18 protein-coding genes are annotated in these 26,706 nt (G+C 33.4%); 14 read left to right on the forward strand and 4 right to left on the reverse strand.

Annotated features, from left to right (window positions below):
* Positions 1–49: 49 nt before the first annotated feature.
* The 6 genes from ABW637_RS15915 (at position 50) to ABW637_RS15940 (ending at position 9,616) form a co-directional block, all read left to right on the forward strand.
* Positions 50–442: a hypothetical protein gene (locus tag ABW637_RS15915; RefSeq protein ID WP_367585711.1), complete on the forward strand. Its 393-nt coding sequence runs from the start codon at positions 50–52 to the stop codon at positions 440–442.
* A 70-nt stretch (positions 443–512) separates the two neighbouring features.
* Entirely contained in the window at positions 513–1,313 is an 801-nt protein-coding gene (locus tag ABW637_RS15920; RefSeq protein WP_367585712.1) for a DNA alkylation repair protein, read from the forward strand.
* Between the two features lie 210 nt (positions 1,314–1,523).
* Entirely contained in the window at positions 1,524–3,464 is a 1,941-nt protein-coding gene (locus tag ABW637_RS15925) for an alpha-1,4-glucan--maltose-1-phosphate maltosyltransferase (protein WP_367585713.1), read from the forward strand.
* A 6-nt stretch (positions 3,465–3,470) separates the two neighbouring features.
* A complete protein-coding gene (locus ABW637_RS15930; RefSeq protein ID WP_367585714.1) occupies positions 3,471–5,102 on the forward strand; it encodes a phosphotransferase in 1,632 nt (543 codons plus the stop codon).
* A 9-nt stretch (positions 5,103–5,111) separates the two neighbouring features.
* Positions 5,112–7,022, forward strand: coding sequence for a 1,4-alpha-glucan branching protein GlgB (glgB, locus tag ABW637_RS15935; protein ID WP_367585715.1), 1,911 nt, complete (start codon positions 5,112–5,114; stop codon positions 7,020–7,022).
* Between the two features lie 191 nt (positions 7,023–7,213).
* Positions 7,214–9,616, forward strand: coding sequence for a glycoside hydrolase family 31 protein (locus ABW637_RS15940; RefSeq protein WP_367585716.1), 2,403 nt, complete (start codon positions 7,214–7,216; stop codon positions 9,614–9,616).
* Between the two features lies 1 nt (position 9,617).
* Here ABW637_RS15940 and ABW637_RS15945 read toward each other — a convergent pair whose 3' ends face one another.
* Genes ABW637_RS15945 through ABW637_RS15960 form a run of 4 tightly spaced genes read right to left on the reverse strand, consistent with a single transcriptional unit; the run spans position 9,618 to position 18,809 of the window.
* Positions 9,618–13,289: an AAA family ATPase gene (locus ABW637_RS15945; protein WP_367585717.1), complete on the reverse strand. Its 3,672-nt coding sequence runs from the start codon at positions 13,287–13,289 to the stop codon at positions 9,618–9,620.
* A 2-nt stretch (positions 13,290–13,291) separates the two neighbouring features.
* Entirely contained in the window at positions 13,292–15,079 is a 1,788-nt protein-coding gene (locus ABW637_RS15950; protein WP_367585718.1) for a hypothetical protein, read from the reverse strand.
* Between the two features lie 15 nt (positions 15,080–15,094).
* Entirely contained in the window at positions 15,095–15,928 is an 834-nt protein-coding gene (locus tag ABW637_RS15955; RefSeq protein ID WP_367585719.1) for a gasdermin, read from the reverse strand.
* On the reverse strand, positions 15,915–18,809 hold the full coding sequence (locus tag ABW637_RS15960) for a caspase family protein (protein WP_367585720.1): 2,895 nt from the start codon (positions 18,807–18,809) through the stop codon (positions 15,915–15,917). The genes ABW637_RS15955 and ABW637_RS15960 overlap by 14 nt, the downstream gene beginning before the upstream one ends.
* 425 nt (positions 18,810–19,234) lie before the next feature.
* Between ABW637_RS15960 and ABW637_RS15965 the strand changes: the two genes are divergently transcribed.
* The 8 genes from ABW637_RS15965 to ABW637_RS16000 all read left to right on the forward strand — a co-directional run bounded on the left by ABW637_RS15965 (position 19,235) and on the right by ABW637_RS16000 (position 26,698).
* The gene (locus ABW637_RS15965) at positions 19,235–20,053 is read left to right on the forward strand and encodes a M48 family metallopeptidase (protein ID WP_367585721.1); all 819 of its coding nucleotides are present in this window, start codon (positions 19,235–19,237) and stop codon (positions 20,051–20,053) included.
* 87 nt (positions 20,054–20,140) lie between these two features.
* Positions 20,141–21,460 (forward strand): MFS transporter, encoded by a 1,320-nt coding sequence (locus ABW637_RS15970; protein ID WP_367585722.1) that lies wholly within the window; start codon positions 20,141–20,143, stop codon positions 21,458–21,460.
* A 216-nt stretch (positions 21,461–21,676) separates the two neighbouring features.
* On the forward strand, positions 21,677–22,156 hold the full coding sequence (locus ABW637_RS15975; protein WP_367585723.1) for a lipocalin: 480 nt from the start codon (positions 21,677–21,679) through the stop codon (positions 22,154–22,156).
* 16 nt (positions 22,157–22,172) lie between these two features.
* Positions 22,173–22,865: a YiaD family glycine zipper/OmpA-like lipoprotein gene (locus ABW637_RS15980; RefSeq protein WP_367585901.1), complete on the forward strand. Its 693-nt coding sequence runs from the start codon at positions 22,173–22,175 to the stop codon at positions 22,863–22,865.
* Positions 22,866–22,945: 80 nt separating this feature from the next.
* Positions 22,946–24,076: an NAD(P)/FAD-dependent oxidoreductase gene (locus tag ABW637_RS15985; protein ID WP_367585724.1), complete on the forward strand. Its 1,131-nt coding sequence runs from the start codon at positions 22,946–22,948 to the stop codon at positions 24,074–24,076.
* On the forward strand, positions 24,070–24,786 hold the full coding sequence (locus tag ABW637_RS15990; protein WP_367585725.1) for a methyltransferase domain-containing protein: 717 nt from the start codon (positions 24,070–24,072) through the stop codon (positions 24,784–24,786). The genes ABW637_RS15985 and ABW637_RS15990 overlap by 7 nt, the downstream gene beginning before the upstream one ends.
* Before the next feature lie 63 nt (positions 24,787–24,849).
* Positions 24,850–25,857 carry a type III polyketide synthase gene (locus tag ABW637_RS15995; protein ID WP_367585902.1) on the forward strand — a complete coding sequence of 336 codons (1,008 nt, stop codon included), beginning with the start codon at positions 24,850–24,852 and terminating at the stop codon, positions 25,855–25,857.
* Positions 25,858–25,906: 49 nt separating this feature from the next.
* A complete protein-coding gene (locus ABW637_RS16000; protein ID WP_367585726.1) occupies positions 25,907–26,698 on the forward strand; it encodes an enoyl-ACP reductase FabI in 792 nt (263 codons plus the stop codon).
* The last annotated feature ends 8 nt before the right edge of the window (positions 26,699–26,706 follow it).

Genomic DNA, 26,706 nt, shown 5'->3' on the forward strand with positions numbered 1-26,706 from the left:
ACATAGGGTTGTCATATACCGGTTTTAGTTTTGATTAAAATTAATACTCATGAACAAGTTAATTCTAATCATCATGGTAAATCTATTATTTAATTGTACCACTAAACCTGATCAAAATCTTTCATCAATGAAAACCAAACCTAATGTTGTCGAAGTTGTCTTATTTGAAGCTCAAAAGGGCTACACTAATGAAGAAGTAAAAATTGCCTTAGCTTCTCTAAATGATATCATGAAATTGTATTACGGATTCGTAGAGAGAACTACAGCAAGTAATGGAGAAGGTAAATACATTGATATTGTGTATTGGACCGATATGAAATCAGCTAAAGATGCAGCTGCTGATGTTTTAAAAAATCAAAAGGCCGCCGCAGTATTTAATGTTATTAAGCCCGAATCAATACAAATGTATCATTTTGATGCATTTAATCGATTTGAAGAATAGCTAACAAAAAACAAAAGAATAGGTGCTATCATTTTTGTACATTGATAGTACCATTGTTTATCATCTTTTTATGATCCCAGAACGTATATTAAATAGAAAAGGAGCTCGAAGCTTGAAAGATCTAGATCAAGAGGTAATTAATTACCTGAATCAAGGGCTAATTGAGACGGCAAACCTTATGGAATGGTTAGCTGTTGATCAACTAAAACTTTTACAAACCATTTTAGAAGATTTAGGAAAAGCAGATTGGTATGACAGCTTTTATGAAGCAGTTTCTGCACAGAAAAAACCTTCAGCAAACTCTAATACTAAGGTTATAGGTATCGAGTTTATGCAATTAACAAATGATGATGGTGTACTAAATTATCTTGCAAGTCATACTTCTGATGTGCCGAGATGTTGGGCCGCCTATTGGGCAGGGCTTCGAGAAACTGAAATTGAGAATAGACTTAATGTTATAAAACCCTATTGTGCCGACACACATTTTGGTGTTCGTGAAGTAGCCATATTTACGACCAAAGAAGCAATTATTATGAACCTGGATAAAGCAATATCTATCTTATCCAAATGGACATCAGATGAAGATGAAAATATTCGTCGATATGCCGTAGAAGTTACCAGACCCATTGGTGTTTGGACTAAAAAAATCGATGCATTAAAAGAAAACCCCGAAAAAGGAATTACGATACTAGAGCCTCTTAAATCTGATACTTCCAAATATGTACGAGATGCTGTAGGTAACTGGTTAAATGATGCAAGTAAAACTCAACCAGATTGGGTGCAAAGGATTTGTAATCAGTGGAAAAAAGAATCTACAACTAAAGAAACTCAATATATCCTCAAAAAAGCACTTCGATCTATTAATAAATAGATGCAAAATGTATACTATTTTGTTGTTTCCTCAGTGTTTTTTTGGTCGAATGTACCCGTTAAAAAGTTTCGAAAACGTTATTGTTTATAAATTCTCACAATTCTTTCTAAAATCTTACAATATAGCCTGTTGACTTTCATAAATAAATAATAAATTAGGAAATCCTTTGACAAAAAGGCGAAAATAAATGACCTTAATTTGTAATTTTTCATGCTAAATCAAGAACGCGTACTTATTGAAAATGTAACTCCAGAACTTAATAATGGAGTATTTTTTATTAAAAGAGTTGTCAACGAAAAAGTATTCATAACGGCTGATATTTTTGGTGATGGACATGATATTGTGCAAGCCAGTATACAGTTCAGGCATGAAAATGATAAGGATTGGACAGAAATGCGAATGAATCATATTGATAATGATTCATGGCAAGGCGAATTTATAGTTAGTAAACAAGGGTATTATACCTATAAGTTGTTAGGATGGATTGATTATGCCCTAAATTGGCAGCACGGTATTATTCGTAAAATTGACGATAACCAGCATGTTATTTCAGAACTATTAGAAGGAGTAGAGTATCTTGATAAAATCAAGAGTGTTGTTACTTCTAAAGAGAAAACATATATAGAAAGTCTTCTAGAGCTGTTTAAAGAAGAAAAACAGTATGACAAAGCAATCACTGAAGCCAAAAGTGATAAACTTCATGATTTGTTTTTTAAATATCCGTCTAAAGGGCTTATGGCTACTTATCAGGAGTTAAAAGTTTATGTAGATAGAGAAAAAGCAAGGTTTAGTACTTGGTATGAATTTTTTCCACGTAGTGCTTCTGAAAATGAAGGAAAACACGGCACTTTTAAAGATTGTGAACGGTTATTACCCAGGATTGCAGAAATGGGTTTTGATATTTTATATTTTCCTCCCATTCATCCGATAGGTGAAATAAATAGAAAAGGTAAAAACAATACGACTACGGCTCTTCATGATGATGTTGGTTCTCCTTGGGGTATTGGTTCCAAAGATGGAGGACATACAAGTGTTCATAAAGAACTGGGAACATTAGAAGAATTTAAAAATCTGGTCGATAAGGCTAAGAAACTAGGGATAGAGGTAGCTATGGATTATGCGCTACAAGCAGCTCCCGATCATCCTTGGGTGACAGATCATCCAGAGTTTTTTAAGTGGAGACCAGACGGAACCGTGCAATATGCAGAAAACCCTCCTAAAAAATATCAGGATATTCAGCCGATATATTTCGATACTACTGCATGGAAAGAAATGTGGGAAGAGTTACTCGCCGCAGCCATGTTTTGGGTAGAAGAATGTGGTGTACGCGTATTTCGGGTTGATAACCCACACACCAAACCTTTTCATTTTTGGGGTTGGTTGATAGGGGAGATAAAAAACAAATATCCCGATGTGTTGTTTTTGTCTGAAGCTTTTACCAAGCCAAAAGTGATGCAGCAATTAGCTAAGCAAGGGTTTACTCAATCCTATACGTATTTTACCTGGCGCAATAACAAACATGAGCTTATTGAGTATATTAATGAGTTAACAACTACTGACCAGAAGGAGTATTTCCGTCCTAATTTTTGGCCAAACACTCCAGACATTAACCCTTATCATTTACAAGGAGCCAATGAGGCTATGCACATTATTCGATATTCGTTATCGTCTTTATTGAGTTCTAATACAGGTATTTATGGACCTGTATTTGAGCAAATGGTTTCAGATGCTATTCCTGGTAAAGAAGAATATTTGGATAGCGAAAAATACCAGCTACGTACTTGGGATTGGAATATTAAAAACAAACTTACTACCATAATTACCAGCATTAACCATATTAGGAAAGAGAATACCGCTCTTCAACAAACTAACAATATCAAATTTTGTCATATTGAGAATGATCAATTACTTGCGTTTTATAAGTATGATGATCATAGGACTAATGAATTACTTATCATTATTAGTCTCGATCCTTATTATTCTCAACAAGGACAACTACAACTCCCCCTACACGAACTTGGTGTCCATGCCGGGCACAACATTGAAGTACATGATTTAATTACCAAAAGTAGTTACCATTGGAATAATGAATGGAATTATGTAGAACTACATCCTGCTTTACCTATGCACATTTTTAAAATTAAAAAGTGATGTAGTATGACAACAGAAACCAAACACAAAAAGGATCTAAATGATGAGTATATCTATAAATCCGAATGGTCAGAATTGTTCAAAAACCCTCAGTTTATAGAAGAGTTATGTGAAGATATTTTAGAACCATATATTATCACCAAACGATGGTATGGAGGTAAGGCGAGTGCTTTAAAATATATCGAACTGTTGGATTATTTTAAGATCAAAGACGATACCGACCTGTTTTATGGTTTGGTATTAGAAGTAAACTTTAGAGAGGCCTTTGTTCAAAATTATTTTATTCCGATAGCATTGGTAACGGATCAAGAGTTTTCTCAAGAGGATATCATTACCAAAATACGGCTCAATGAAAAAGAAGGCGTTTTAGTCGATGCTACGCATCTCGAATCGTTTAGGAAACAGATATTTGAAAAAATATTAGAAGGAGCTAAAACAAAGTATAAAGGACTAGAGTTTAGACGAGGTCGAGGGTGCAAAGACAAAGAATATATTTCATCTCGATTTCTGGGAGCAGAGCAGAGTAATACTTCAATTATTTTTAATGATAAGTATATTTTAAAAATCTTCAGAAGGATTTTTACAGATCAAAATCCAGATTATGAAATTAATAAATACCTCACAGATAAAGGTGTTTTTAAGAATACTCCTAAATATAGTGGTAGTATAACATTGCGATTTTCAGATAAAAATGTGATTACTCTGGCTCTAATGCAACAATTGGTTCCTAATGAAGGAGATGCTTGGGAATATTTTTTGAGACAGCTTAAAAGCATCTTTAAAAAGCTCAGCGAAATACATCCCGATGTAAGTCAGCTTGAACCCATTGGTATGTTCGATAAGATCGATCCGAGTATCATTCCTGACGAGATAATGAAATATTGTCCGATGCGTTTTTTTGAGGATATTGATCAATTAGCTTTTCGCACTGCGCAGATGCATGTTGCTTTGGGGTTAGAACGTATTAACACACAATTTACTCCTCAAATTTATAGTAATGACTATTCTGTATGGTTAAAAAACAGACTTATTTATCAGTTCGAAAATAGAGTTAATCTAGTCGAAAACAGCCTGCATAAGCTTGATGGATATCGATTAGAATTGGCGCATGAGTTTTTGGAACGTAAGAAAGAGATTCGTAAGCGACTTTTGGATTTTGACGAGTCTAAGTTGAAAGGAGAACGTATAAGAATTCATGGGGATTATCACCTGGGACAAGTTCTTGTAAATGATCGTGATTTTTATATTATTGATTTTGAAGGAGAACCAGAAAGTACCATTAGAGATAGGAAAGTAAAGCAACCACCACTAAAGGATGTTGCCGGAATTTTCAGGTCTTTCAATTATGCTGTATACTCTACTATTTTTAATAGTACCGAGGATTTTCACTATAGCAAAGAAGATCTATTTCGTTTTGCAGAAGTATTATACAGCTATATGGTAGCCGTTTTCCTTAGACGTTATGTTAAATATGTTCAAGCGCATAACCTTAGCATTGGATATAAAAAGGAGATAAAATTTGTGCTAAACTATTGTTTATTAGAAAAAGCGGTATATGAACTGGGATATGAATTAAATAGCAGACCGCGATGGGCTGTTATTCCGCTAAAGGGGATTTCAAAAATTATAAATAGTTAAAGTTAGAATATGAGTGAAGTAATTGTATATAGTCGATTTACAGAATTTGATATTAATCTTTTTAAAAGCGGTAGGCATTATCGTTTGTATGAAAAATTTGGCTCTCATATTACAACGGTTAATGGAGTAGAGGGTACTTATTTTGCAGTTTGGGCGCCATCGGCCAAATCAGTTTGTGTTATTGCAGACTTTAACTATTGGGTAGAAGGAGAGCACCAATTAAATGTTCGTTGGGATGAATCGGGTATCTGGGAAGGTTTTATACCGGGTGCAGGAAAGGGAAGTGTTTATAAATATAAAATCCACTCGAATCATAATGATATAAAAACCGAAAAGGCAGATCCCTATGCCAGACGATCTGAACATCCGCCAAAAACGGCATCGGTTGTTTGGGAAGATGCTTATGAATGGAATGATGCTTCATGGATGAAAAAACGAAAAAAGCACAATGCTATTGATGCCCCGTTTTCTGTTTACGAAGTACATTTGGGTTCTTGGAAAAAAAGAATAGAAGAAGACCGTTCTTTGTCGTATACAGAACTTGCAGACGAATTAGTTGATTATGTACAAGAAATGCAATTTACTCATGTAGAACTTATGCCCATAATGGAGTATCCATATGATCCTTCTTGGGGATATCAACTTACCGGGTATTTTGCTCCTACTTCCAGGTTTGGTTATCCAGAAGAATTCAAGGTATTGGTAGATAAACTCCACCAAAGTCATATTGGGATAATCCTTGATTGGGTACCTTCACATTTTCCTGAAGATGCACATGGTTTAGGTTTTTTTGACGGAACATGCCTATACGAACACCCAGATAAAAGAAAAGGATACCACCCAGACTGGAAAAGCCTTATTTTTAATTACGGAAGAAATGAAGTAAAAAGCTTTCTTATTAGCAATGCTATATTTTGGTTGGATCAATATCATGCAGATGGATTACGAGTAGATGCTGTAGCATCTATGCTTTTTCTTGATTATTCTCGAGAAGAAGGAGAGTGGGAACCCAATATGTTTGGTGGCAGAGAAAATCTTGATGCTATAACATTTATGAAAGAATTAAATGAAGAAGTGTATGCAAGCTTTCCTGATGTGCAAACCATTGCCGAAGAATCAACCTCGTTTCCTATGGTTTCAAAACCTACCTATCTTGGGGGACTTGGTTTTGGTATGAAATGGATGATGGGATGGATGCACGATACATTGCAGTACTTTGCCAAAGAACCTATTTATCGTAAACACCATCAGAATGATCTTACCTTCAGTATGACCTATGCATTTACCGAAAACTTTATGCTACCACTATCGCATGACGAAGTTGTATACGGCAAGAAAAGTATTCTAGGAAGAATGCCGGGTGATGAATGGCAGCAATTTGCTAACCTTAGATTACTATATGCATATATGTTTACACATCCAGGAACAAATTTATTGTTTATGGGGGCAGAATTTGGACAGCGCGAAGAATGGAATTTTCAACAAAGTCTGGATTGGCATTTGCTGCAGTATGACTATCACAAAGGTATAAAAGCGGTGATAACCGATCTTAATAAAATGTATAAAACATATCCCGCACTATATGAGCAACAGTTTAGTGCTTCGGGATTTGAATGGATAAACTATGATGACTCAGAAAATTCTGTGATAACCTATATCAGAAAAGGGTATAAAGAAGATGATGTGTTAATCATTGTTTGCAATTTTACTCCCATACCCAGAACAGGGTATCGCATTGGTTTACCCAAAGAAGGAAAGCTACTAGAAATATTTAATAGTGATGCTATACAATATGGAGGTAGCGGAGTTGATAATACTATAGAAATTCAAATAGATAATATAGATTGGAACCATCGTCCTAATTCGGCAGAAATTACTATTCCACCATTAGGAGTTGTAGTGTTCAAGATTAAAAAATAACCCTTCGATACGAAGAGGTACTCTTAGGAATTATTGAAATTAAAGTGTTGATAATTAAACATTTGTTAATTCCCTATCAATTCAAACGTTTTCGTTAATTTTTCTTAATAAATAGTCATAAAAATGATTTTTAAATTGATTAAGTTGTTGTTCTTTTACATTGCCCAAGTCTAAAAGTAAAAGATGAATATATGATCACCAATACAGAATTAGAACAGAAAGGAAATATGTTTCCAGGAGGGATTATTTCCTTTTCGCAGCATGTAGATAAGATAAATTTTACCACAGAAAATGGTGTCATCCTGCAAGTTACCGTTTTAAGAGGTAGCGTACTTCGTTTTCGATATGCAACCGATAATAATTTTGAGAATGACTTTTCTTATGCTATTAGTGAAGATGGAGCGAGAGGTTATAGTAAATTAGAGGTTGAAGAGCATACATCGCATTATACAATACTTACTTCTCGAGTTGAAGTGACCATAAATAAAACAGACCTTAAAACGTCTATTTTTGATTTACACGGTAATGTTATATGTAAAGATGATTGGGGTTTTCATTGGGAGCAGAGTTATGAATATGGTGGTAACATAGTAAAAATGAGTAAATCGGCTCCGCAAGGAGAATGCTACTATGGTCTTGGTGATAAACCAATGCACCTTAATCTAAAAGGGAAACGCATAGAAAATTGGGCAACAGATCAATATGCATTTGGCAAGGATCAGGATCCTTTGTATAAAAGTGTACCTTTTTATTTAGGAATGTATGAAGAGAGAGCCTATGGAATCTTTTTTGATAATACATTTAGGACGTTTTTTGATTTTTGTCATGAAAGACGTAACGTAACCAGTTTTTGGGCACAAGGAGGAGAAATGAATTATTATTTCTTCTATGGTCCAGATATGCAAGATGTTGTTACGCGTTATACAGATTTAACAGGAAAGCCCGAATTACCTCCGCTATGGGCATTGGGATATCATCAATGTAAATGGAGTTATTATCCAGAGAATAAAGTGAAGGAAGTTACTAGTAAATTTAGAGAACTTCGAATTCCTTGTGATGCCATTTATCTGGATATTGATTATATGGAAGGTTTTAGATGTTTTACGTGGAATAAAGAATACTTTCCAGATCCTAAGCGAATGGTAGCCGAATTGGCCGAAGATGGTTTTAAAACTGTAGTGATTATAGATCCAGGAATTAAGATTGATGATCAATATTGGGTATATAAAGAGGCTATGGATAAAGATTACTTCTGTAAACGAGCCGATGGACCCTATATGCGAGGTAAGGTATGGCCGGGAGAATGCTTTTTCCCAGATTTTACGAATCCCGAAGTACGAGAGTGGTGGTCAGGATTATTCAAAGAAATTATTGATGAAATTGGAGTAAAGGGTGTATGGAATGATATGAATGAACCGGCTGTTATGGAAGTACCTGGTAAAACATTTCCTGATGATGTACGCCATAATTATGACGGCAACCCTTGTAGCCATAGAAAAGCCCATAATATCTATGGTACGCAAATGGCCAGAGCCACATACGAAGGGGTAAAACAATTTGCATATCCAAAGCGTCCCTTTATTATTACAAGATCAGCATATTCTGGAGCACAGCGATATACTTCTTCTTGGACAGGTGATAATGTAGCCACGTGGGAGCATTTGTGGATCGCCAACATTCAGGCACAACGAATGAGCATGAGCGGTATGTCGTTTACCGGTAGTGATATTGGAGGTTTTGCAGAGCACCCAACAGGAGAATTATATGCCCGATGGATACAATTAGGAGTATTTCACCCTTTTTGTCGTACGCACTCTTCTGGGGATCACGGTAACCAGGAACCATGGACCTTTGGAGAAGAAGTTGTTGATGTAACACGAAAATTTGTCGAATTACGATATCAATTATTACCCTATTTATATACCATGTTTTGGGAGTACGCCGAACAAGGGATCCCTATGCTAAAACCACTTGTATTATTTGACCAAACCGATCCGCAAACACATTATAGAACCGATGAGTTCGTGTTTGGAAACCAAATTCTCGTTTGCCCGGTACAAGAGCCAAATGCTAAAGGAAGAAGAATGTATATCCCTAGAGGAAACTGGTATAATTACTGGACGCGCGAATATGTAAAAGGAGGAATGGAGCAATGGGTTGATGCAGATTTGGATATTATTCCCTTGTTCATAAAAGAAGGAGCTATTATTCCTAAATACCCTATACAGCAATATGTGGGCGAGAAAAAAATTGAAGAATTACATGTAGAAGCCTACTATAAACTTGGCAACAAGGAAGTGTCTAAAGTATATGAAGATGCGCAAGATGGCTATGACTATGCTAAAGGCAGATTTAGTTTACGAAGTTTTTCTTTTACGGGGAAAGAACATGAACTAATCATTCAACAGCATAAAAATGGAAGCTATATCACAGCATATGAAACCATGAGAATAGAGTTAATAGGACTGCCTTTTAAAATAAAAGAAATAGAAATAGATAACGTAGTCGTTTCGTTTGAAGATGTAAATTTTGATCAAAAAAATAATTCGTTAGTAGTGCCAAAAGATTTTACCGAATTACATATTTTGGCTTAAGTTATTTAGAGGTTTCCATTAAAGTAGTGTCTTTAAATGTTCTCGAGTTTATTAACTCTTCGAATTTTTCGAATTCCCATTTCTTAATATTTCCTCGTTCGTCACCTGATAGTATAAAGTGCCCATCTTTAGAAAAAGTAGCCGCATTGATTGTATAATCATGATGTATCATACTTGGTATCTGAATATATTTACTTTGACCTTTTTCTTTCTGATATATCTGGATCGTATTATCATTACTAGCGGTTAGTAGAAGGCTGTCTTGTAGATCAATAGCGATAATCTCTCTGGTAATTCGTGGAGAAACCTTTATTACCTCATAATTTGATTTCGATTTGTTATTTATTAATAGCAAATCATTAGAAATTCTTGATAGCTTATACACATTATCCAAAGAAGCATCACTATTTTTTACCTCGCCTTTATGCTCTTGGATACTATTATCATTAATTGACAAGAAAACTGTTTTATCAACTCTACCATCAAGTCTTTTGATAGTGTCATTTTTTGGGTTATAAATGACCTTAATTTTGTCATCATTCTGGTATTGAACATCTATGATTTCACCTGTAACAGAACCAGAGGCAATCTCAATTGGTGCTATATTCCATATTTTAACAGTTTGATCTTCACTGCTGGTCACAATAAAGTTTTTATCTATAAAAGAAACATTTTTGAGCGGTTTGGCATGCCCAATAAATTGTTTAAGTAGCATATTATTCTTACTTAATAAGTTGGCGCCATTATCCTGGCTGCTAATCAGCATTTCTCCTTCGTCATTTAAATCAATCGTATTGATTTGTTTATCGTGTACAAAATGATCCTTGATATTTTTATTGAATAAATCAAAGACTTTAATTCTTCCTTGTAACCCTAAAAACAAAGTGGTATCATTTTTAATCTGAAATGTGTGAAAGCTATCTTCTTCGGCAAGTGCGCTATTTAAAAAGGTAGAATCGATTGTAGTATTATTAGTATAGAATTTATTTTTACCATGAAGGACTAAATAATATTTTTTGTCTTTAAATGTCTTTATTTTTCGAATTGGATCACTTAAAGTTATAATTGGATCAATTGTATAGGTATTTTTAGAGATCGAATCTATCGTTACTTTATTGACAACTTTATCAATCGCAATAAGAAAAGAATATTGGGATTGATGTTCTATGTAAACCGATAGGGAGTCATTTTTTTTATTGCTTCCATTAATAAGTGGGGCTCCAGTTACGGCAGTTGTTTTATTTTCATTAGCATGGTCTATTAGTTTTAGTTGTACAGTATTGTCATCTTTTTGGGCTATTAACGTCATGAGCCGATTTTTGCTTTTAAAAGGCTCGTAGGCTAAAACATTTTTGGCTTCAAAAAGAACCGAATTACTGGGAGCATTTTTCTTTTTGTATAAAACAGACTTTACAATGAGACTATCGGTCTCACTCAATACAAATACGTATAATAACGAGTTATTTGAAGGTGCTAAACGGGTTTTAGTAGCCTTTATTTTTTTTAAACGGCCTTTAAAATCTAAACTATTATGATAGAGAGGAGTTCTGTGGTATTCTTTATAAAATTCGTTTTTAAAATCTTTTACAAAATCGAATATTGAATCCTGATCGGAGAGGATAGGCATGAAATACAACAATTTTTTACTTTCTTTTTCAAGAAGGTCTTCAGAATTTAAAATATAATTTAAAGATTTTGTTTTATCTATATTGTAATCACTTAAAGCGTAGCCCATTATCTTATGAATATTTACAGATAATTCGTTTATTTTTAATTCTTTGGATAAATTGTAGCTAGAATAAATGAGTGCTATCAAAATAAATAATAAGCATGTTATAATGGTAGGATAATACACAAATTTTTTCAATCTTTTTTCTAGCTTTTTTTTCTCTAATTCCTCTTTCTGACTTTCTTCAATACTCTTCTTTAAAAATTGCTTTTTTCGTTCTAAACGCTCGGTATTATCATCATTCATGATATAGCTCATGCATTGATTCATTCGCTCTATTTGTTGAATTGACAACAAATCGCCTTCATTTTTGGTGTCTTCATAAATATCAAAAGAGGAGATAAAATCTTTCTTAATTAATGATCTAAAATCATCTTCAGTACGAATATTACTAATAACTTTGGCAATAATATCATGGCTTAGTTCTGCATAATCAGTACTTACATTAAGAATACCTTTTTCTTTTAATTCATTAATGATTTCAGAAACAGTATCATTATACTCTAGATTATTATCATGCCATATATCTGATTGGATTTTATTAAGAGTTTTTTGATTATTTATAATATAATAGTTTTCGCCTACAGTTTGTATGGGTACTCTTTTTTTAAGATCATCTTTGGTTCTAAAGTGGCGTAAAAATTTTATAACACTGTCTTTATGCTGTACTTTGTTATTTAGCTTATTATCTGTGTTACGAATGATTTTATTATTAATTTCTCGTATATAATTTTCTAATACGTTCTCGATAGAACCAAACTCTTTGATTTCATCTTCTTTAAACTCTAATGGTAGTAGAGTATCATTTTCATTTCTTGAAGAATCACTTCCGTAAGTTCTATAGTAATCAATTTTATATAACCGATCCAGGTATACTTGTAAGAATGGCAGGTGATAACTTGTTGACCCATTATCTTTGATTTTAATTTGATCCAGAATTAACTCGATTCTATTTTGTTTCTCTATATCGGGTAATTCTTCATTGGTAGCACCTTTATACTGGTTAATATTAAATTTCTGAAAAGACTTTTCAATAATATTTTTTATACTTTCTTTATCTGGATGTGCAAGACGTATTTTCTTATAAAAAATATGTGGAATGTAGGATTGTAATTGGTCCAGGTAACCAAAATATTCTTCTCTTAAAGAGATAATAATATTAAACGGAATTTTGTAATCGAATATTAACTTTAAGAAAAATCCAAACCTATTGATTTCTTCTTTAGTACCATGAACAAAAAGCTCTTCGAACTGATCAAAAATTACCAATGGAGCAAATAATGTAGTTGAGTTTTTAACCCTAACATTGGTTAAGTAATGGTTTAATTGATTAGAGATAGTTGTTACTTGTTTGTTTTTTTCTCTTAACTTCTCCAGGAGCTCTTTTCTTTCTATAATAAATTTTCGTAATCGTTCTTTATATTTGATAATTGCATATTGGTCATCCTCGGCAGCATTAATAGAGGTATCTACCTCTAATTGTTCTGATGGAGCAAGTGTTACTTTCTTTTTGTTTCTTTTACGTTCTATTATTTCTTCTTCTACATTAAGCATCAATCCTTCGATATGCTCAATAAAACCTAGAATTCTATTTAGGTCAGCATGAGAAGAAAAAAAATCATCTAATAATTTTGAAGGGGTATCACTTGTCCAATTTTCGCCTCCAGAGTATATAAAAAGGGTTTTCTTAATGGCTTCTATAATATTATCATCTCTACGGATACTAATTACCTTTTTATCCTCTCTTATTTTATTTAGTAACCCACAATAGATAAGACTTGTTTTACCTGATCCCGACGGGCCATGTAAAATCATGATCGAAGAATCCTTATACAGATCAAAAAGGCTCGAGCTTTCCTGATCCCTACCAAAATAGGTTTGATAATCCTTTTTTTGATACGAGTCAAGAAACTTAAACGGGGATATTATTTTTGAATGTGGCATGACTACGAATAGGATATTAAATTCTTTATATATTCGAAATGATCCCTTATTTTTTTCTTTTCTTCAATTTCTATGATATCCTTTTTACCGTCTTTGTATAAGGCTAAAATCATATCTTCATCTAATGGAACCTCTATTTCTTCACCTAACTTTCTCTTTTTAGAATTGTTATCTCTATCGGCTTTGGCATTGATTACCTCTTTATATATTAATTTTTCTGTTGCTTCAGAATATCGGTCTAAATAGTATAGTTTGATTTTGTCCTTTGCAACAGATGTAGAGTTAACATCAAGATAAAAAGGAGAAAGATTTAATTGCCTTTTTGGTTTTTCATTACTATTCTTCGTAGTACATATATATACAGAATGTATATCTATATCTAATGAAGCTTCATCATCATTCACTTTGAAAATTTCACTTTTTTTATCGTCTAATGATGTAGGTCTTTTATTTACAGGGTAATAAGATTTATTAATGACATAAGAGCGCTGGTTGTCGTATCTAAATTGATTATAGAAAACATCATAGATAGACTCAATTCCTAAGGATCTCAAAAATTTAAAATTTTTCAAGAATTTTTCTAAGTAAAGCTCTGTTCTTATATAATCATGTTTACTGTTTTTATTATGCTCAAGGTGTGCCGAAAAGAAATCAGAGACATCTTTAAATAGCTGTCGGTTTTGTATAACGCAAGATTTTAATTCACCCCAAAGTGGATTCTTACTTAAATATTCATCGGGGATATTGTTATAAATAAAAGCCAGATCTTCTGAAATTTTGTCCTGTACATGGGATTCCCAACCGATTTCTAGGTTTTCTCTAAGGATTTCTTTTAGCTGTTCACTTAATTTTGCTTTAAACTCGGGTTTATCTCTTGAAATTGACCATATAATTGAATAGGCAGAGAACTTCAGAAAATTTAAAAATTCTTTAAACATACTTCGGATAACCCAATACCGTTCTTTACTCAATTCCTGATAAATGCTATTGTTTATATCATTAAAATCAGACAGTATTTCTAAGTGAATACATAAAAAGTAAGGATAGTATTTATATAATTCTTCCTTAAGGTTTTCTTCTTGTCTAATCTCATCAATAAGTGTTTTAAAATGTTTCTTTACAGGGAAATTATCCGGATCAGGATAATATATGGTTCGTAATTCGAAATCATCTGCTTCAGTATTAATTTTAAAACTGTAGTTGTTTACTTTTTTGTCAATATCATCTGCGGCCATCGGGCCTCTTTCGGTACTATTTGAATCTTCATAATGACCTTGTAAAAAGCCTTTTGCCTGATTAAATATATCTTCGATTTTTTCACTAGCATTGATATTGTCTTTCTGATTAAGCAATAATTCATAAAATCGCGTGGATAATGTTTTTGCAAAATGATCATAAACAGGGGTTCTGGTGCCAATTACTATAGGTACATTATGTAAGGCATCTACAATCTTTTGACTAGAACAGCCATTTATAAAAACCATTTTTAACTTTGGTGCATTATTCAAAATTTCAATCAACCCCTTGTCATTAAATATCTCATCACTTAATTTAATAGCTTTGTCATCGTTATTATGATGGCCACTAAAGTGAAAAATTGTCATATCATTAGTAAGCAACTGTAGTTTACTAATAAATCCATCTATCCCTTCATTGGGGATTATTTCTTTGCTAAATGTTTCTTTATGTTTTAATAAAAGAACATCTATCTCTTTACGCTCATCATCTAAATAGGTAAGCGGAGCTCCTGTATCATTTTCAAATATTCCAACAAAATATTCCTTCATCATTATTGTATTTAGGTTTTAAAAGTCAATCAATAGTGGATTAGCTTGATTATCATCAAGCAATAATTTTGGTATTTCGATCTGCTCGGCTGTGGCTACTGCTGCAGCACCCTTAACAGATCTGATATTGTCTAGCCACTGTCCTCTAGAAAATTTGCCGGTTAAGGGATCGATATTAATTTCTACACAAGTAAAAGCATAGGTTAGGGGAGTTTCGCCTTTAAACTTTACCTCGTTCTCTGATACTTTTTCAATAGTTAAACCAGTATCAATATTTCCCAAATAATCCTGGATTAATGGAATGTTTATCTCCGCCTGGGTGGTATTATCTTTGTATGTTGAAAGCGAAAAGTCGGTACTTGTAAGAATATCAGTAATCAATGCAAGTTGTACATCTTTAGTATCTGTAATATTTTTAATAAAAATATTATCCTGATCCCCTTTAATATCATGGCTTACCAAGATATGTCCTAGTTCTAAGGTGTCTATATATTTTCTTACTACATTTCCGAAAGAAAAAGCCATTTTACTAGAACCTTTTACCGAAGCTCCTATAACAGCAGGATCTAAACCAAATGCCTTTATAAAATTGCCTAGGATATCAAATCCAATCTTAAAATCAATTTTTTTTGTTTTAACATCAGACACTTGTGCTACAGGTGCCGTATTAATAGCTATAGTGTGCTCAAACCCATCTTTAACTAAGAACTTAAATTCTCCTAAGTACTTTTGTTTATGATTTTGAATTTCTAACATACACATAGGCTGTATTCTAGCTTCAGGTATTCTAAGTGGATTCGCGTCAAACAGATCTCTTATCTGATCGGTTATGTTGTTTTTACATATTCTCATGTTGTATATATTCTAATTGGTTAATAGCGTTTAAAAATTTTCCGGCAACTTTTTCAAATCCTTCATCGTTTGGATGAATTTCATCATACCATTCATCCTTATGGACTAAAGATCTCATATCTAAGTACGTTGCATTTTTGTGTTTTTGAGTAATATCTTTTAATAACTCATTAAATGTGTCGATGAGGTACCGAATTACATTAGTTCTATCTTCTATTGCAGTGATTCCTTTTTCAATTAAATATTTATTTACCCAACCATTTTTAATGATTTTGCTATCAAGATCAGCAAGAACATAATCATAACCATGTATAAATACTTGTTCTACGAATTTGAATTCGTAAATTCTATTAAAAAAGTAATTATAATTGCCCCATAGGTCCTTCATTTTTTTCTTGTGATTCTCGTTCAAATACTTTGAAGGTTCTAAGCCCGATGGTAATCCTTCGATAAGAATATCTATGATCTCTGGGCCTATGATATCATTTCCGCCACCACTTATGAGTACATATCTAGGACGTTCTTTTTCTATTTCTTCAAGTAATTGACCACTTTCTCTATAGTTTTGTATTTCATCTCCTGCCGAAGCAATACTGCGCACAGGATATTTTTCCATTACATAATCAATAGTATCTTTTACCAAAAACGGAAACAAAAACCATGAATCTCCCTCGGCTACTATAATAGGTGAGTTTGGTAGCAGCTTTTTAGATTTCTTAAACTTGCGATAGCGATATTTATCATCAAGATAGTTACCCAGTTTTAATTTGAATCCTGATATGTTTCTATCATTGATTTCTGGATCTCCTAAGGCGTTAGTTTTGTTTATTGTCTTGAAAACAAGCCCATTTTGCTTTTTAGTGGTGTATAGAGCGTTAATAAACGGAGCTACGATTTCATGATTTGTATACCAATCCCAGTTTTGAAGCAGCTTTTTGTTAATTATATTATATGCTGGGTTGTGAAGTCTAAGTGTAGTAGTATATACATCCCATTTTGTTTTTTCGGGTAAAAAATCAGCAATAGCTCCATGCCCCATTAGATTACCAGAATGGGTAATTGGAGGTGATAAAGGATTTTGACTCATGCTAGGGATAGCTGTCGTAATATCTTCCCTGGTATTGATAATAAATTTATAGTATAGCCAATCATGTTTCCAATTATAGATTTCTTTGTAGGTGTCTAATGACCAACCAGCATAGGGAGAACTGTGATGTTCGTAAAACAATACAGACTCTCCTGGCTTAAGCTTTTTAGACATATGGTCTAAAAGGTCTGTTGAGATCCCTATATCAGAACTTAATAATAAAGCAGTAACAAAAATCTCCTCTTTTGAAACGTTGGATACTTTAACCTGATATTTTCGGTAATATTCGCCACTTCTTGTGTATTGATTTTCTATGGTGTCAAGATCAAAACTCAAATTGGTTACATCTATCCATTGCTGCGTATCATCCATTCGTATTTCAACTTTAATGGGGATAACAGAAAAACCTGCATCAGGATTGGTTAGTGTATTATAGAAGTTCCATTTTACCAGGGATTCCAGTTGATTGGTTAACATCTTAATTATAGTGTCTTCAGGAGTGTTTAAAAGATCTATCTGAACAGCTAAAGGCTTGTATATATCACCAGGTAGGTTTATATAGACTGTTTGATTGAATATCGTTACAAAGAATCTAGCGCTATCCTCTCCAGAAATAATTATATTTTTGGTGTTATTGATAATTGCCGTTATTTGTTTTTCGGCGTATACATCTTTATCAAGATTTAGTATATAAATATCTAAAGTGCTATAAACGGTCTCAGTAATTACCGGGTAAGACTTTGTTATTTCTAATGGGATTCCTAATTCAAAAGGGTCTTTAATTAAAGAATCTTCAAGACTTACTTCAATTATATCTGTAGTCAGCGTTTTATTGTCGTCTACCTGAATAGTAATTTTAGTCCCATCTTTTATCCCAAAAAGTTGCCCTTTATTATAGTACCATCCATTTTTGGTATTATAAAATATCTGCCCTTGATCTAATTGGCTTTGCCGAGGGTAAAGTCCTAGCCATGAGCTATAGTGATCTATTTTTCCATTACCCTGTACGCTTATCGTTGGGGTTTGTTTTTTATTCGTGATATCCTTTAGACTTATTTTTGCCCATTTTGCTATATCGAGGTAACGTAATTTACTGTCTTTTGCCTTTAAAAGCTGTAATAAAAACCGTGTAAAAACACCTCCTTTATGATCTTCCCAGGAAGATTCTGATGAAAGGCATGCCGAAATATTTACCGAATTTTTGAAAGGTAGTAATGAAGCTAACGGTTGTGATTTAATCCTTTCTTCATCAATTTCATGAGAAAAAAGAAAATTCTCATATTTTCTTGAAGGAAATAAAATATTCATTTTCCTCTGTCGAGAATCGTGATCAGTTGGCTTACTAATCGATCTTACAATATCTCCAGAGTGGCAACAATCGAATATAGTAACTAGATGAGGATTGTTTTCGAATTTTGAAAATAAATACCGTAGTTCTTTATCTGCCAGCAAAAAGTTATTAGTATTCGAGCTATCATTATAACATACTAAACATTCTATTGAACCTGTGTGTGCATCACTAAACCTGCCTGAGCTTTCTTCTAGAGTTCCATGCCCACTATAATACACGAATGCTACATCATCATCATTTGCTTTATTCAAAAATGTGCTAATTGAGTTCGCAATGTTTTCTTTGGTAGCTTCTTTATTTGTGAGGTTTTTGATTGAAATTGAGCTATAAACATTACCCAGAGTATTTAAATACTCCTGAAACTTATTTACGTCATTAACACACTGTTTTAAAGGGCTTAATTCGTATTCATTTATTCCGATAAGTAATGCATATAGGTTCATAATCGTGTATTCTATATATTAATGAACAAGAACGATTGCAATTAAAAACCATAAACTGCGAGTACGGTATATTATACTTTCTAAAAAAAGAAATGTGGGGTATATAAATATAACTTTTAATTGTTTTAAATCCAAATGCTAATTATACTGATTTACAGTTATTTGGAAGGTTTAAAACGAATATAAAATTAGGGATTTTTATTCTGCTTTTGAAAAGAAATAACCCCTAAAGAAAAGGGTAAATCCCCCTTTTTTTATAGATGTGATTATCTACATAAATATTAAATTTTTTATGAGATAAGGGTCTGTTATCGAATAATTTGTGTTTTCACCGAAAAATTAAGAAAGAGAACATCGGTAGTTTATTTCAAATGATGTGTTTTTTTAGTATTTTTAACTAACCAAAATTATATAGTATATCTATTATGAAAATCAGAAAACTCTTTGTCTTTGGAACAGCTTTGCTGTTTATATCTTGTGCGACTAATCCTTTTACAGGTAAGCAAACTTTGGCATTAGTGCCAAATTCTCAGATATTGCCAATGGCATTTCAACAATACAACCAGTTTTTAGGGGAAAATAAGGTAGTAAAAGGTACATCAGATGCAGAAATGATCACTAGGGTTGGCCAAAAAATTGCCAGAGCTTCAGAGCGTTGGTTAAATGCTAATGGTTACTCAGGATATCTTAAAGATTATAAGTGGGAATATAACCTGGTAGAAGATAAAACCGTAAATGCATGGTGTATGCCTGGTGGTAAAATTGTATTTTACACAGGTATTTTACCTATTGCAAAAGGTGAAACAGGTGTAGCTGCAATTATGGGCCATGAAGTTGCCCATGCATTGGCAAATCATGGTCAACAAAGAATGAGTGCAGCGCAAGTACAACAGGTTGCGGGTGTGGCAACAGCGGCTGCAGTAAGTGGGAAAAGTAAAGAAACACAGCAAATTGTTGGTACAGCTTTTGGGCTAGGAAGCCAGTTTGGAGTGATGCTACCTTTTAGTAGAAGCCACGAAACTGAAGCAGATCGTATCGGATTACAGCTTATGGCTATTGCAGGATATAATCCCGATGAAGCAGCGAACCTATGGAGACGTATGAAAGCCAATAGCGGGGGGCAGGCTCCACCAGAATTTATGAGTACGCACCCATCAAGTGATACGCGTATTGCAAACCTTACTGCATGGGCGCCTTCAGCAAGAGCTGAAGCCAAAAAATTTGGGGTAACAACTTTTAAATAATTGTAAAGTTTATATTCATTAAAAAGATTATACCTATTTTAGAAGCCGTTCTGAACCAATTCGGGATGGCTTTTTAAATTCTACTTGATGAGTAAAATATTACCCAAAGGACATAAGAAGTTGTTAAATGCATGGGCATTCTATGACTGGGCAAATTCGGTATATAACCTTACCATTTCATCGGCTATTTTCCCGATATTCTGGGGAGCATTAACAATAATCAAAGATGATAAAGGTACGATCATTGACGATACTGTACGTTTTTTGGGCTATGACTTTAATAATGATTCTCTAATAAGTTATGTTACTGCCTTAGCATTTTTAGTAGTTTCTTTTATTAGTCCGTTTTTATCAGGTATTGCCGATTATGTGGGGAATAAGAAAAACTTTCTGAAATTCTTTTGTTATTTAGGAGCTGTATCGTGTATCGGTTTATATTGGTTTAATCTAGAACATCTTTGGTTTGGGTTATTATGCTACTTTCTGGCATTAATCGGTTTTTGGGCTAGTTTGGTGTTTTATAATTCATATTTGCCGGATATTGCATTTCCCGAGCAACAAGATGCGATTAGTGCCAAAGGATATTCGTTAGGATACATCGGTAGCGTGATTTTGTTGATCATAAACCTTATTATGATTCTCAAGTTCGAATGGTTTGGTTTCGAAGATGAAGGAACCCCAACCAGATTGTCTTTTGTAATGGTAGGGGTCTGGTGGATCTTATTTAGTCAATATACTTATTATTATTTACCTAAAGGAAACAAGAAAGATGTGTTAACCAAAGCAGTAATTTTTAATGGTTTTAAAGAATTAAAAATGATATGGTATGCACTTCAAAAAGACATAAAGCTTCGTAGATATCTTTCTTCATTTTTCGTATATAGCATGGCGGTGCAAACTATTATGCTTATTGCTACTTATTTTGGTATTGAAGAATTAGACTGGGGAGAACAAAACGCCACTACGGGTCTAATCATAAGTATATTATTAATTCAACTTGTGGCTGTTCTTGGTGCGATTTTAACGTCGAGAGCTTCTTCCAAATTCGGCAATATAAGAACCTTAATTACAATTAACTTTATCTGGATTGGGATTTGTATTTATGCCTATACGATTACGACTCCATTTCAGTTTTACATTGCTGCGGCTATTGTAGGCCTCGTGATGGGAGGTATACAGGCACTTTCTAGATCAACCTATTCAAAATTTTTACCAAAGGATGCAGTGGACACTGCTTCTTACTTCAGTTTTTATGATGTTTCAGAAAAAATTGGAATCGTAATTGGTATGTTTTCCTATGGGATTATCGCTCAATTAACAGGAAGTGTACGATATTCTATTCTATTTCTAATCCTGTTTTTTGCTATAGGTCTTATATTATTATTTAGAGTACCTAGAAATAAATAATCTTTATGAAATTTATAATTTCTGGGGATTTTGATTTTAATGGGCAGTCCTATTTGGTTATAGTAGAGGACCATAAAGTTTTATATCTAGATTTTATGTATTTCATCCATTTTATCTGACTAATTATATCTCTTTTATAAATATTAAATTGAAATATAATAATATTGGAAACGTTATCGTTATTAGCTATTTTTATAAAAATAAAATCTAACTACAATGAAAAAACTTATGTTAATGCTAGCAGTAGTGTTGTTAGCTTCTTGCAGCGCCCCCCAAAAAACGGTTATTGCAGCAAAAAAAACCTTAAAAGGGGAGTGGTCTCTAGATAATATCTCATACGATCGATCTGGTATATTTGATGTAAATTTATATAATGATGCTTCTGCTGAGTGTTTTACAGGAAGTGTTTGGAAATTTATTCCTAATAATAATACAGGTAAATATGCAGTAAACCAAAGTAGCTGTGTTTCTACAGGAGAGCGTAATTTTAGATTTACTATTCCAAAACCAGAAGAAGGTGGGGAATATTACTTCATGTTCAAACCTATTAATGAAAAGAAAAAAAGCACGAATAATAATGCTGGATATAGAATGGCCTTAAAGCATCTTGATGATTCAACGATGACATGGGCTATGACAGTAAGTTTAGAAGGCTCACCTTTTGTGATCTCAATGAACTTTAACAAAATACAATAATTCAAATCTATACATGATGAATACAAATCTTAAAAAAATAGGGATTGCATTAATGGCTGTGGCAATATTATCGAGTTGTGAAGCCATACAAAATGCAAATAACACTCAAAAAGGAGCGGTAATTGGTACTGCAGCCGGGGCTGTACTTGGTGGAGTCATCGGGAATAATGTTGGAAAAAGAAACTCTGCACTTGGAGCCGTTATTGGTGGTGTTGTTGGTGGGGTAGCTGGTGGAGTTATTGGGAAACAAATGGATAAACAAGCTCAGAAAATCGAATCAGAGATACCAGGTGCCGAAGTTACTAGAGTTGGTGAAGGTATTGATGTTGTATTTGATGAAAATAGTGGGGTTTATTTTGAAACCAATAAATCTAATATCAATGCAAAGTCAAAAACTAACCTTAATAAACTTGCTGGTATATTCAAAGAGTACCCAGACACTAATATCATTGTAGAAGGGCATACAGATAGCACAGGTGATGATAGCTATAATATGTCATTGTCACAAAAAAGAGCAAATGCTGTAACCGAATATTTGGTGTCTCAAGGTATAAGCAGAAGTCGTTTAACAACATATGCTCATGGAGAAACACTGCCGAAATATGATAATGGTACACCAGAAGGAAGAGCAAAAAATAGAAGAGTAGAGCTTGGTATTGTTGCTAATGAGAAAATGAAAAAAGAGGCTCAAGAGCAAGTAAAACAATAATATTTCTTGAAAGAAAAATTAAAAATCCCGACTACATAGTTGGGATTTTTTTATGCTCAAAATTTATGTATCTTCATTAAATGAACAAACATTCGCACATACTAATCATAGGAGGGGGATTAGCTGGTTTAACCAGTGCAATTCATTTAGCTAAAAAAGGAATTAAGGCTGTGCTTATCGAAAAAAACAACTATCCAAAACATAAAGTTTGTGGAGAATATATCTCTAATGAAGTACTACCATATTTTGATTTCTTGAACATTAATTTAAGTGCAATTCAACCAGTTAAGATTTCAAAATTTAGCATAACTACCCAAAAAGGAAATGCTATTCAAAGTGTACTGCCCTTAGGTGGATTCGGAATTAGCAGATATGCGCTAGATCATCATTTGGCAAAAATAGCAAAAGAATTGGGTGTAGAAATAGTACAGGATCAAGTACTGGAAGTTGGCTTCAAAAATGAAAGTTTTCAAATCAAGACGGGTAAAAATCAAACCTTTACTAGTGACTACGTTATCGGTTCATATGGTAAGCGTTCTATATTGGATAAGGCCCTAAAACGGCATTTTATCTTCAAAAAATCCTCTTGGCTAGCTATTAAAGCGCATTATAAGGCAAATTTTGATACAAATATGGTTGCACTTCACAATTTTAACGGGGGATATTGTGGGCTGTCTAAAGTAGAAAACGATAGAATGAATGCTTGTTATCTGGTGAATTATGATAGCTTTAAGAAATATAAAGATATTGATACTTTTCAGCAAAAAGTAATGTATAAAAATCCACATTTAAAAAGCTTTTTTGAAGATGCAGAGCTCCTTTTTGATAAACCAATAACGATAAGTCAGATTAATTTTGATAAAAAGAAACCTGTAGAAAATCATATTTTTATGGTAGGAGATTCTGCAGGGCTCATTCATCCACTATGCGGTAATGGTATGGCTATGGCTATACAAAGTTCTCAAATATTATGTGAACTATTAATAGAGAATTACAATTGCACAGTTAAACGACCAAGAACAGAGCTAGAAAGGATGTATACGAAACGATGGAATGCTACTTTTTCTAAAAGATTATATTCTGGAAGGTTGCTTCAAAAAGTACTATTAAATAGTCATTTGCAACAGTTGTCGTATAAGTTGGCTACTATATTGCCTTCGATGGTACCTAAAGTAATCAAACAAACACATGGAGAACCCTTAGTATGTTAGTTAATTTAGAACATAGAAGTGATGAGTCAGAACTAATGGACGATCCTTTTGTAGAAGAAAAGGCCTTAAAAATTGCTTTGTCGGATATCTCTCGGGTAAATAAGTTGTTGGGAGGTAATAGTATAACTGTAAAAGCGGTAGCCAAGTTAATTAATGACGCTAATCTCGATAAAGAATTAGTACTATTAGACTTGGGATGTGGAGATGGTGAAATGCTTAGGGTTATTGCTGATATATGTAGAAAAAAAAATATAAAAATTAAGCTAGTTGGTGTAGATCTAAATGATAAAAGCCTTGAAATTGCCAAAGACTTAAGTATTCCGTATCCGGAAATAGAATATTATAAGAAGGATATTTTACATATTGATCGTTCAGAACTAGCCTGTGATATCATCATTTGCACACTAACACTGCATCATCTTAACTGTAATGAAATCAAAGAAGTTATAAAAAAGACTTTAGAATTAGCCTCTTTAGGGATCATAATTAATGATTTACAAAGAAGTAAAATTGCATATTACCTGTTTAGACTCTTTAGTTTCTTTTTTATTAAAGGATATATTGCAAAAAATGACGGTTTGGTTTCTATCAAAAGAGGGTTTAAGAAACAAGAATTACTGTCGTATGCCAAGGATTTAAAATTACAACAATACCAAATTGATTGGAAATGGGCATTTCGATATCGTTGGATTATTAAAACAAAATATTAATACATAAAGTAAGGAAATTTGGAGGTAAGAATAACCGCAGTAACAAAAGAGTTACCGCAATATATGAGAGAAACCAAAGAAATATTACCTTTTGTTTCTCAATGGTTATCAGGAAAAGAAGACCGTTTTAGGCGTAAAGTACTTAAGGTCTTTGAAAATGCTGCTGTGGATAGACGCTACGGTATTATGAGTATAGAAGAAGTGTTTACAGCTACATCTTTTGAAGAAAAAAATGATATTTATGTAAGAGAGGTTAAGAAATTGGGGACATCTGTTTTGCAAAATGCTTTAGAAAAGGCAGGTTGGGATTCTAAATCTTTAGATTATATTATTACGGTGAGTTGCACTGGGATTATGATTCCTTCTCTTGATGCTTATATTATAAATGATCTAGATCTTAGGCAAGATATTGTACGGTTGCCTGTTACAGAAATGGGATGTGCTGCTGGGGTTTCAGGAATTATTTATGCCAGAAACTTTCTGCAAGCTAACCCTGGTAAGAGAGCTGCGGTAATAGCTATAGAATCACCTACAGCTACTTTTCAGTTAGATGATCATAGTATGACTAATATGGTAAGTGCTGCGATTTTTGGAGACGGGGCGGCTTGTGCATTATTATCTTCAGAAGAAAATACTGTTGGTCCTAAGATTGTGGGAGATGAAATGTATCATTTTTATGATGCTACGCCAATGATGGGTTTTAAAATGACAAATGGCGGATTGCAGATGGTGTTGGATCCAGAAGTACCTGCAAAAATTGCTGAGCATTTTCCTGATGTAATTCATCCGTTTTTAAAGAAATACAATACAAAAATTGAAGATATAGATCATCTTATATTTCATCCGGGAGGGAAGAAAATTGTACAAACGGTTGAAGAATTTTTTGGTCACCTTGGGAAAAATATAGACGATACAAAGGCTATATTAAAAGAATATGGTAATATGAGTAGTGCTACGGTCTTATATGTGTTAGAACGTTTTTTAGAACGAAACCCTCAAGAAGGCGAAACGGGATTAATGCTTAGTTTCGGTCCTGGATTCTCGGCACAGCGAATATTATTAGAATGGTAGCCAAAATAGAATACTAATTTTTGTTTCCGTGTAAACGGAGATCTCTTATATGGAAAAAGAATTTATAGATAAAAATGAATGGGGAATAGTGCTTGGTGGGAGTACAGGTCTAGGATTGGCTACTGCTAAGAAGTTAGCCATGCACGGTATGAATATTATTATAGTGCATCGTAATCGCAAGAGTGAATTAAATCAGATAGGGGATGATTTTAAAAAAATCAAAGCGCTTGGTGTTAATTTTCTTTCCTATAACATTGACCTGCTTAAACCTGAAAATCGAAAAGAAGTTATTCTTGAAATTAAAAAAGAGATCGGTCAAGGGCGAATAAAAACATTAATTCATAGTATAGCAAAAGGTAATCTAAAACCTATGATTAATGCAGATCATACTCTTAAAAATGATGATTTTCATTTAACATTAGAGGCTATGGCAATTAGTCTTTATGATTGGGTAAAAGCGATTTTTGATGCACAACTATTTGCCGATGATACCCGTATTATATCCTTTACCAGCGAAGGAAATACAAAGGCCTGGAAAAACTATGCAGCTGTTTCTGCTGCAAAAGTTGCGCTTGAAGCCATTACGCGTAGTATTGCTTTAGAATTTGCACCCCATGGAATTAGAGCAAATTGCTTGCAGCCCGGAGCTGTTGATACACAATCATTACGAATGATCCCTGGTCATGAACAAATTATAGTGCATAGTGTACAACGAAATCCTTTTAATAGAATAACAACGCCACAAGATGTTGCTAATGCGGCATATTTACTGTGTAAAGAAGAGGCCTCCTGGATTAATGGCTGCGTAATCCCCGTTAATGGAGGGGAACATATCTCTTAAAAAATAAT

Origin of the sequence: Aquimarina penaris, from assembly GCF_040786285.1 — a bacterium.
Lineage (GTDB): Bacteria > Bacteroidota > Bacteroidia > Flavobacteriales > Flavobacteriaceae > Aquimarina.

Bases quoted from the DNA above. Each gene is read 5' to 3' on its own strand.
- ABW637_RS15915 (WP_367585711.1), top strand. From the start codon at position 50: ATGAACAAGTTAATTCTAATCATCATGGTAAATCTATTATTTAATTGT.
- ABW637_RS15920 (WP_367585712.1), top strand. From the start codon at position 513: ATGATCCCAGAACGTATATTAAATAGAAAAGGAGCTCGAAGCTTGAAA.
- ABW637_RS15925 (WP_367585713.1), top strand. From the start codon at position 1,524: ATGCTAAATCAAGAACGCGTACTTATTGAAAATGTAACTCCAGAACTT.
- ABW637_RS15930 (WP_367585714.1), top strand. From the start codon at position 3,471: ATGACAACAGAAACCAAACACAAAAAGGATCTAAATGATGAGTATATC.
- glgB (WP_367585715.1), top strand. From the start codon at position 5,112: ATGAGTGAAGTAATTGTATATAGTCGATTTACAGAATTTGATATTAAT.
- ABW637_RS15940 (WP_367585716.1), top strand. From the start codon at position 7,214: ATGATCACCAATACAGAATTAGAACAGAAAGGAAATATGTTTCCAGGA.
- ABW637_RS15945 (WP_367585717.1), bottom strand. From the start codon at position 13,289: ATGCCACATTCAAAAATAATATCCCCGTTTAAGTTTCTTGACTCGTAT.
- ABW637_RS15950 (WP_367585718.1), bottom strand. From the start codon at position 15,079: ATGATGAAGGAATATTTTGTTGGAATATTTGAAAATGATACAGGAGCT.
- ABW637_RS15955 (WP_367585719.1), bottom strand. From the start codon at position 15,928: ATGAGAATATGTAAAAACAACATAACCGATCAGATAAGAGATCTGTTT.
- ABW637_RS15960 (WP_367585720.1), bottom strand. From the start codon at position 18,809: ATGAACCTATATGCATTACTTATCGGAATAAATGAATACGAATTAAGC.
- ABW637_RS15965 (WP_367585721.1), top strand. From the start codon at position 19,235: ATGAAAATCAGAAAACTCTTTGTCTTTGGAACAGCTTTGCTGTTTATA.
- ABW637_RS15970 (WP_367585722.1), top strand. From the start codon at position 20,141: ATGAGTAAAATATTACCCAAAGGACATAAGAAGTTGTTAAATGCATGG.
- ABW637_RS15975 (WP_367585723.1), top strand. From the start codon at position 21,677: ATGAAAAAACTTATGTTAATGCTAGCAGTAGTGTTGTTAGCTTCTTGC.
- ABW637_RS15980 (WP_367585901.1), top strand. From the start codon at position 22,173: ATGAATACAAATCTTAAAAAAATAGGGATTGCATTAATGGCTGTGGCA.
- ABW637_RS15985 (WP_367585724.1), top strand. From the start codon at position 22,946: ATGAACAAACATTCGCACATACTAATCATAGGAGGGGGATTAGCTGGT.
- ABW637_RS15990 (WP_367585725.1), top strand. From the start codon at position 24,070: ATGTTAGTTAATTTAGAACATAGAAGTGATGAGTCAGAACTAATGGAC.
- ABW637_RS15995 (WP_367585902.1), top strand. From the start codon at position 24,850: ATGAGAGAAACCAAAGAAATATTACCTTTTGTTTCTCAATGGTTATCA.
- ABW637_RS16000 (WP_367585726.1), top strand. From the start codon at position 25,907: ATGGAAAAAGAATTTATAGATAAAAATGAATGGGGAATAGTGCTTGGT.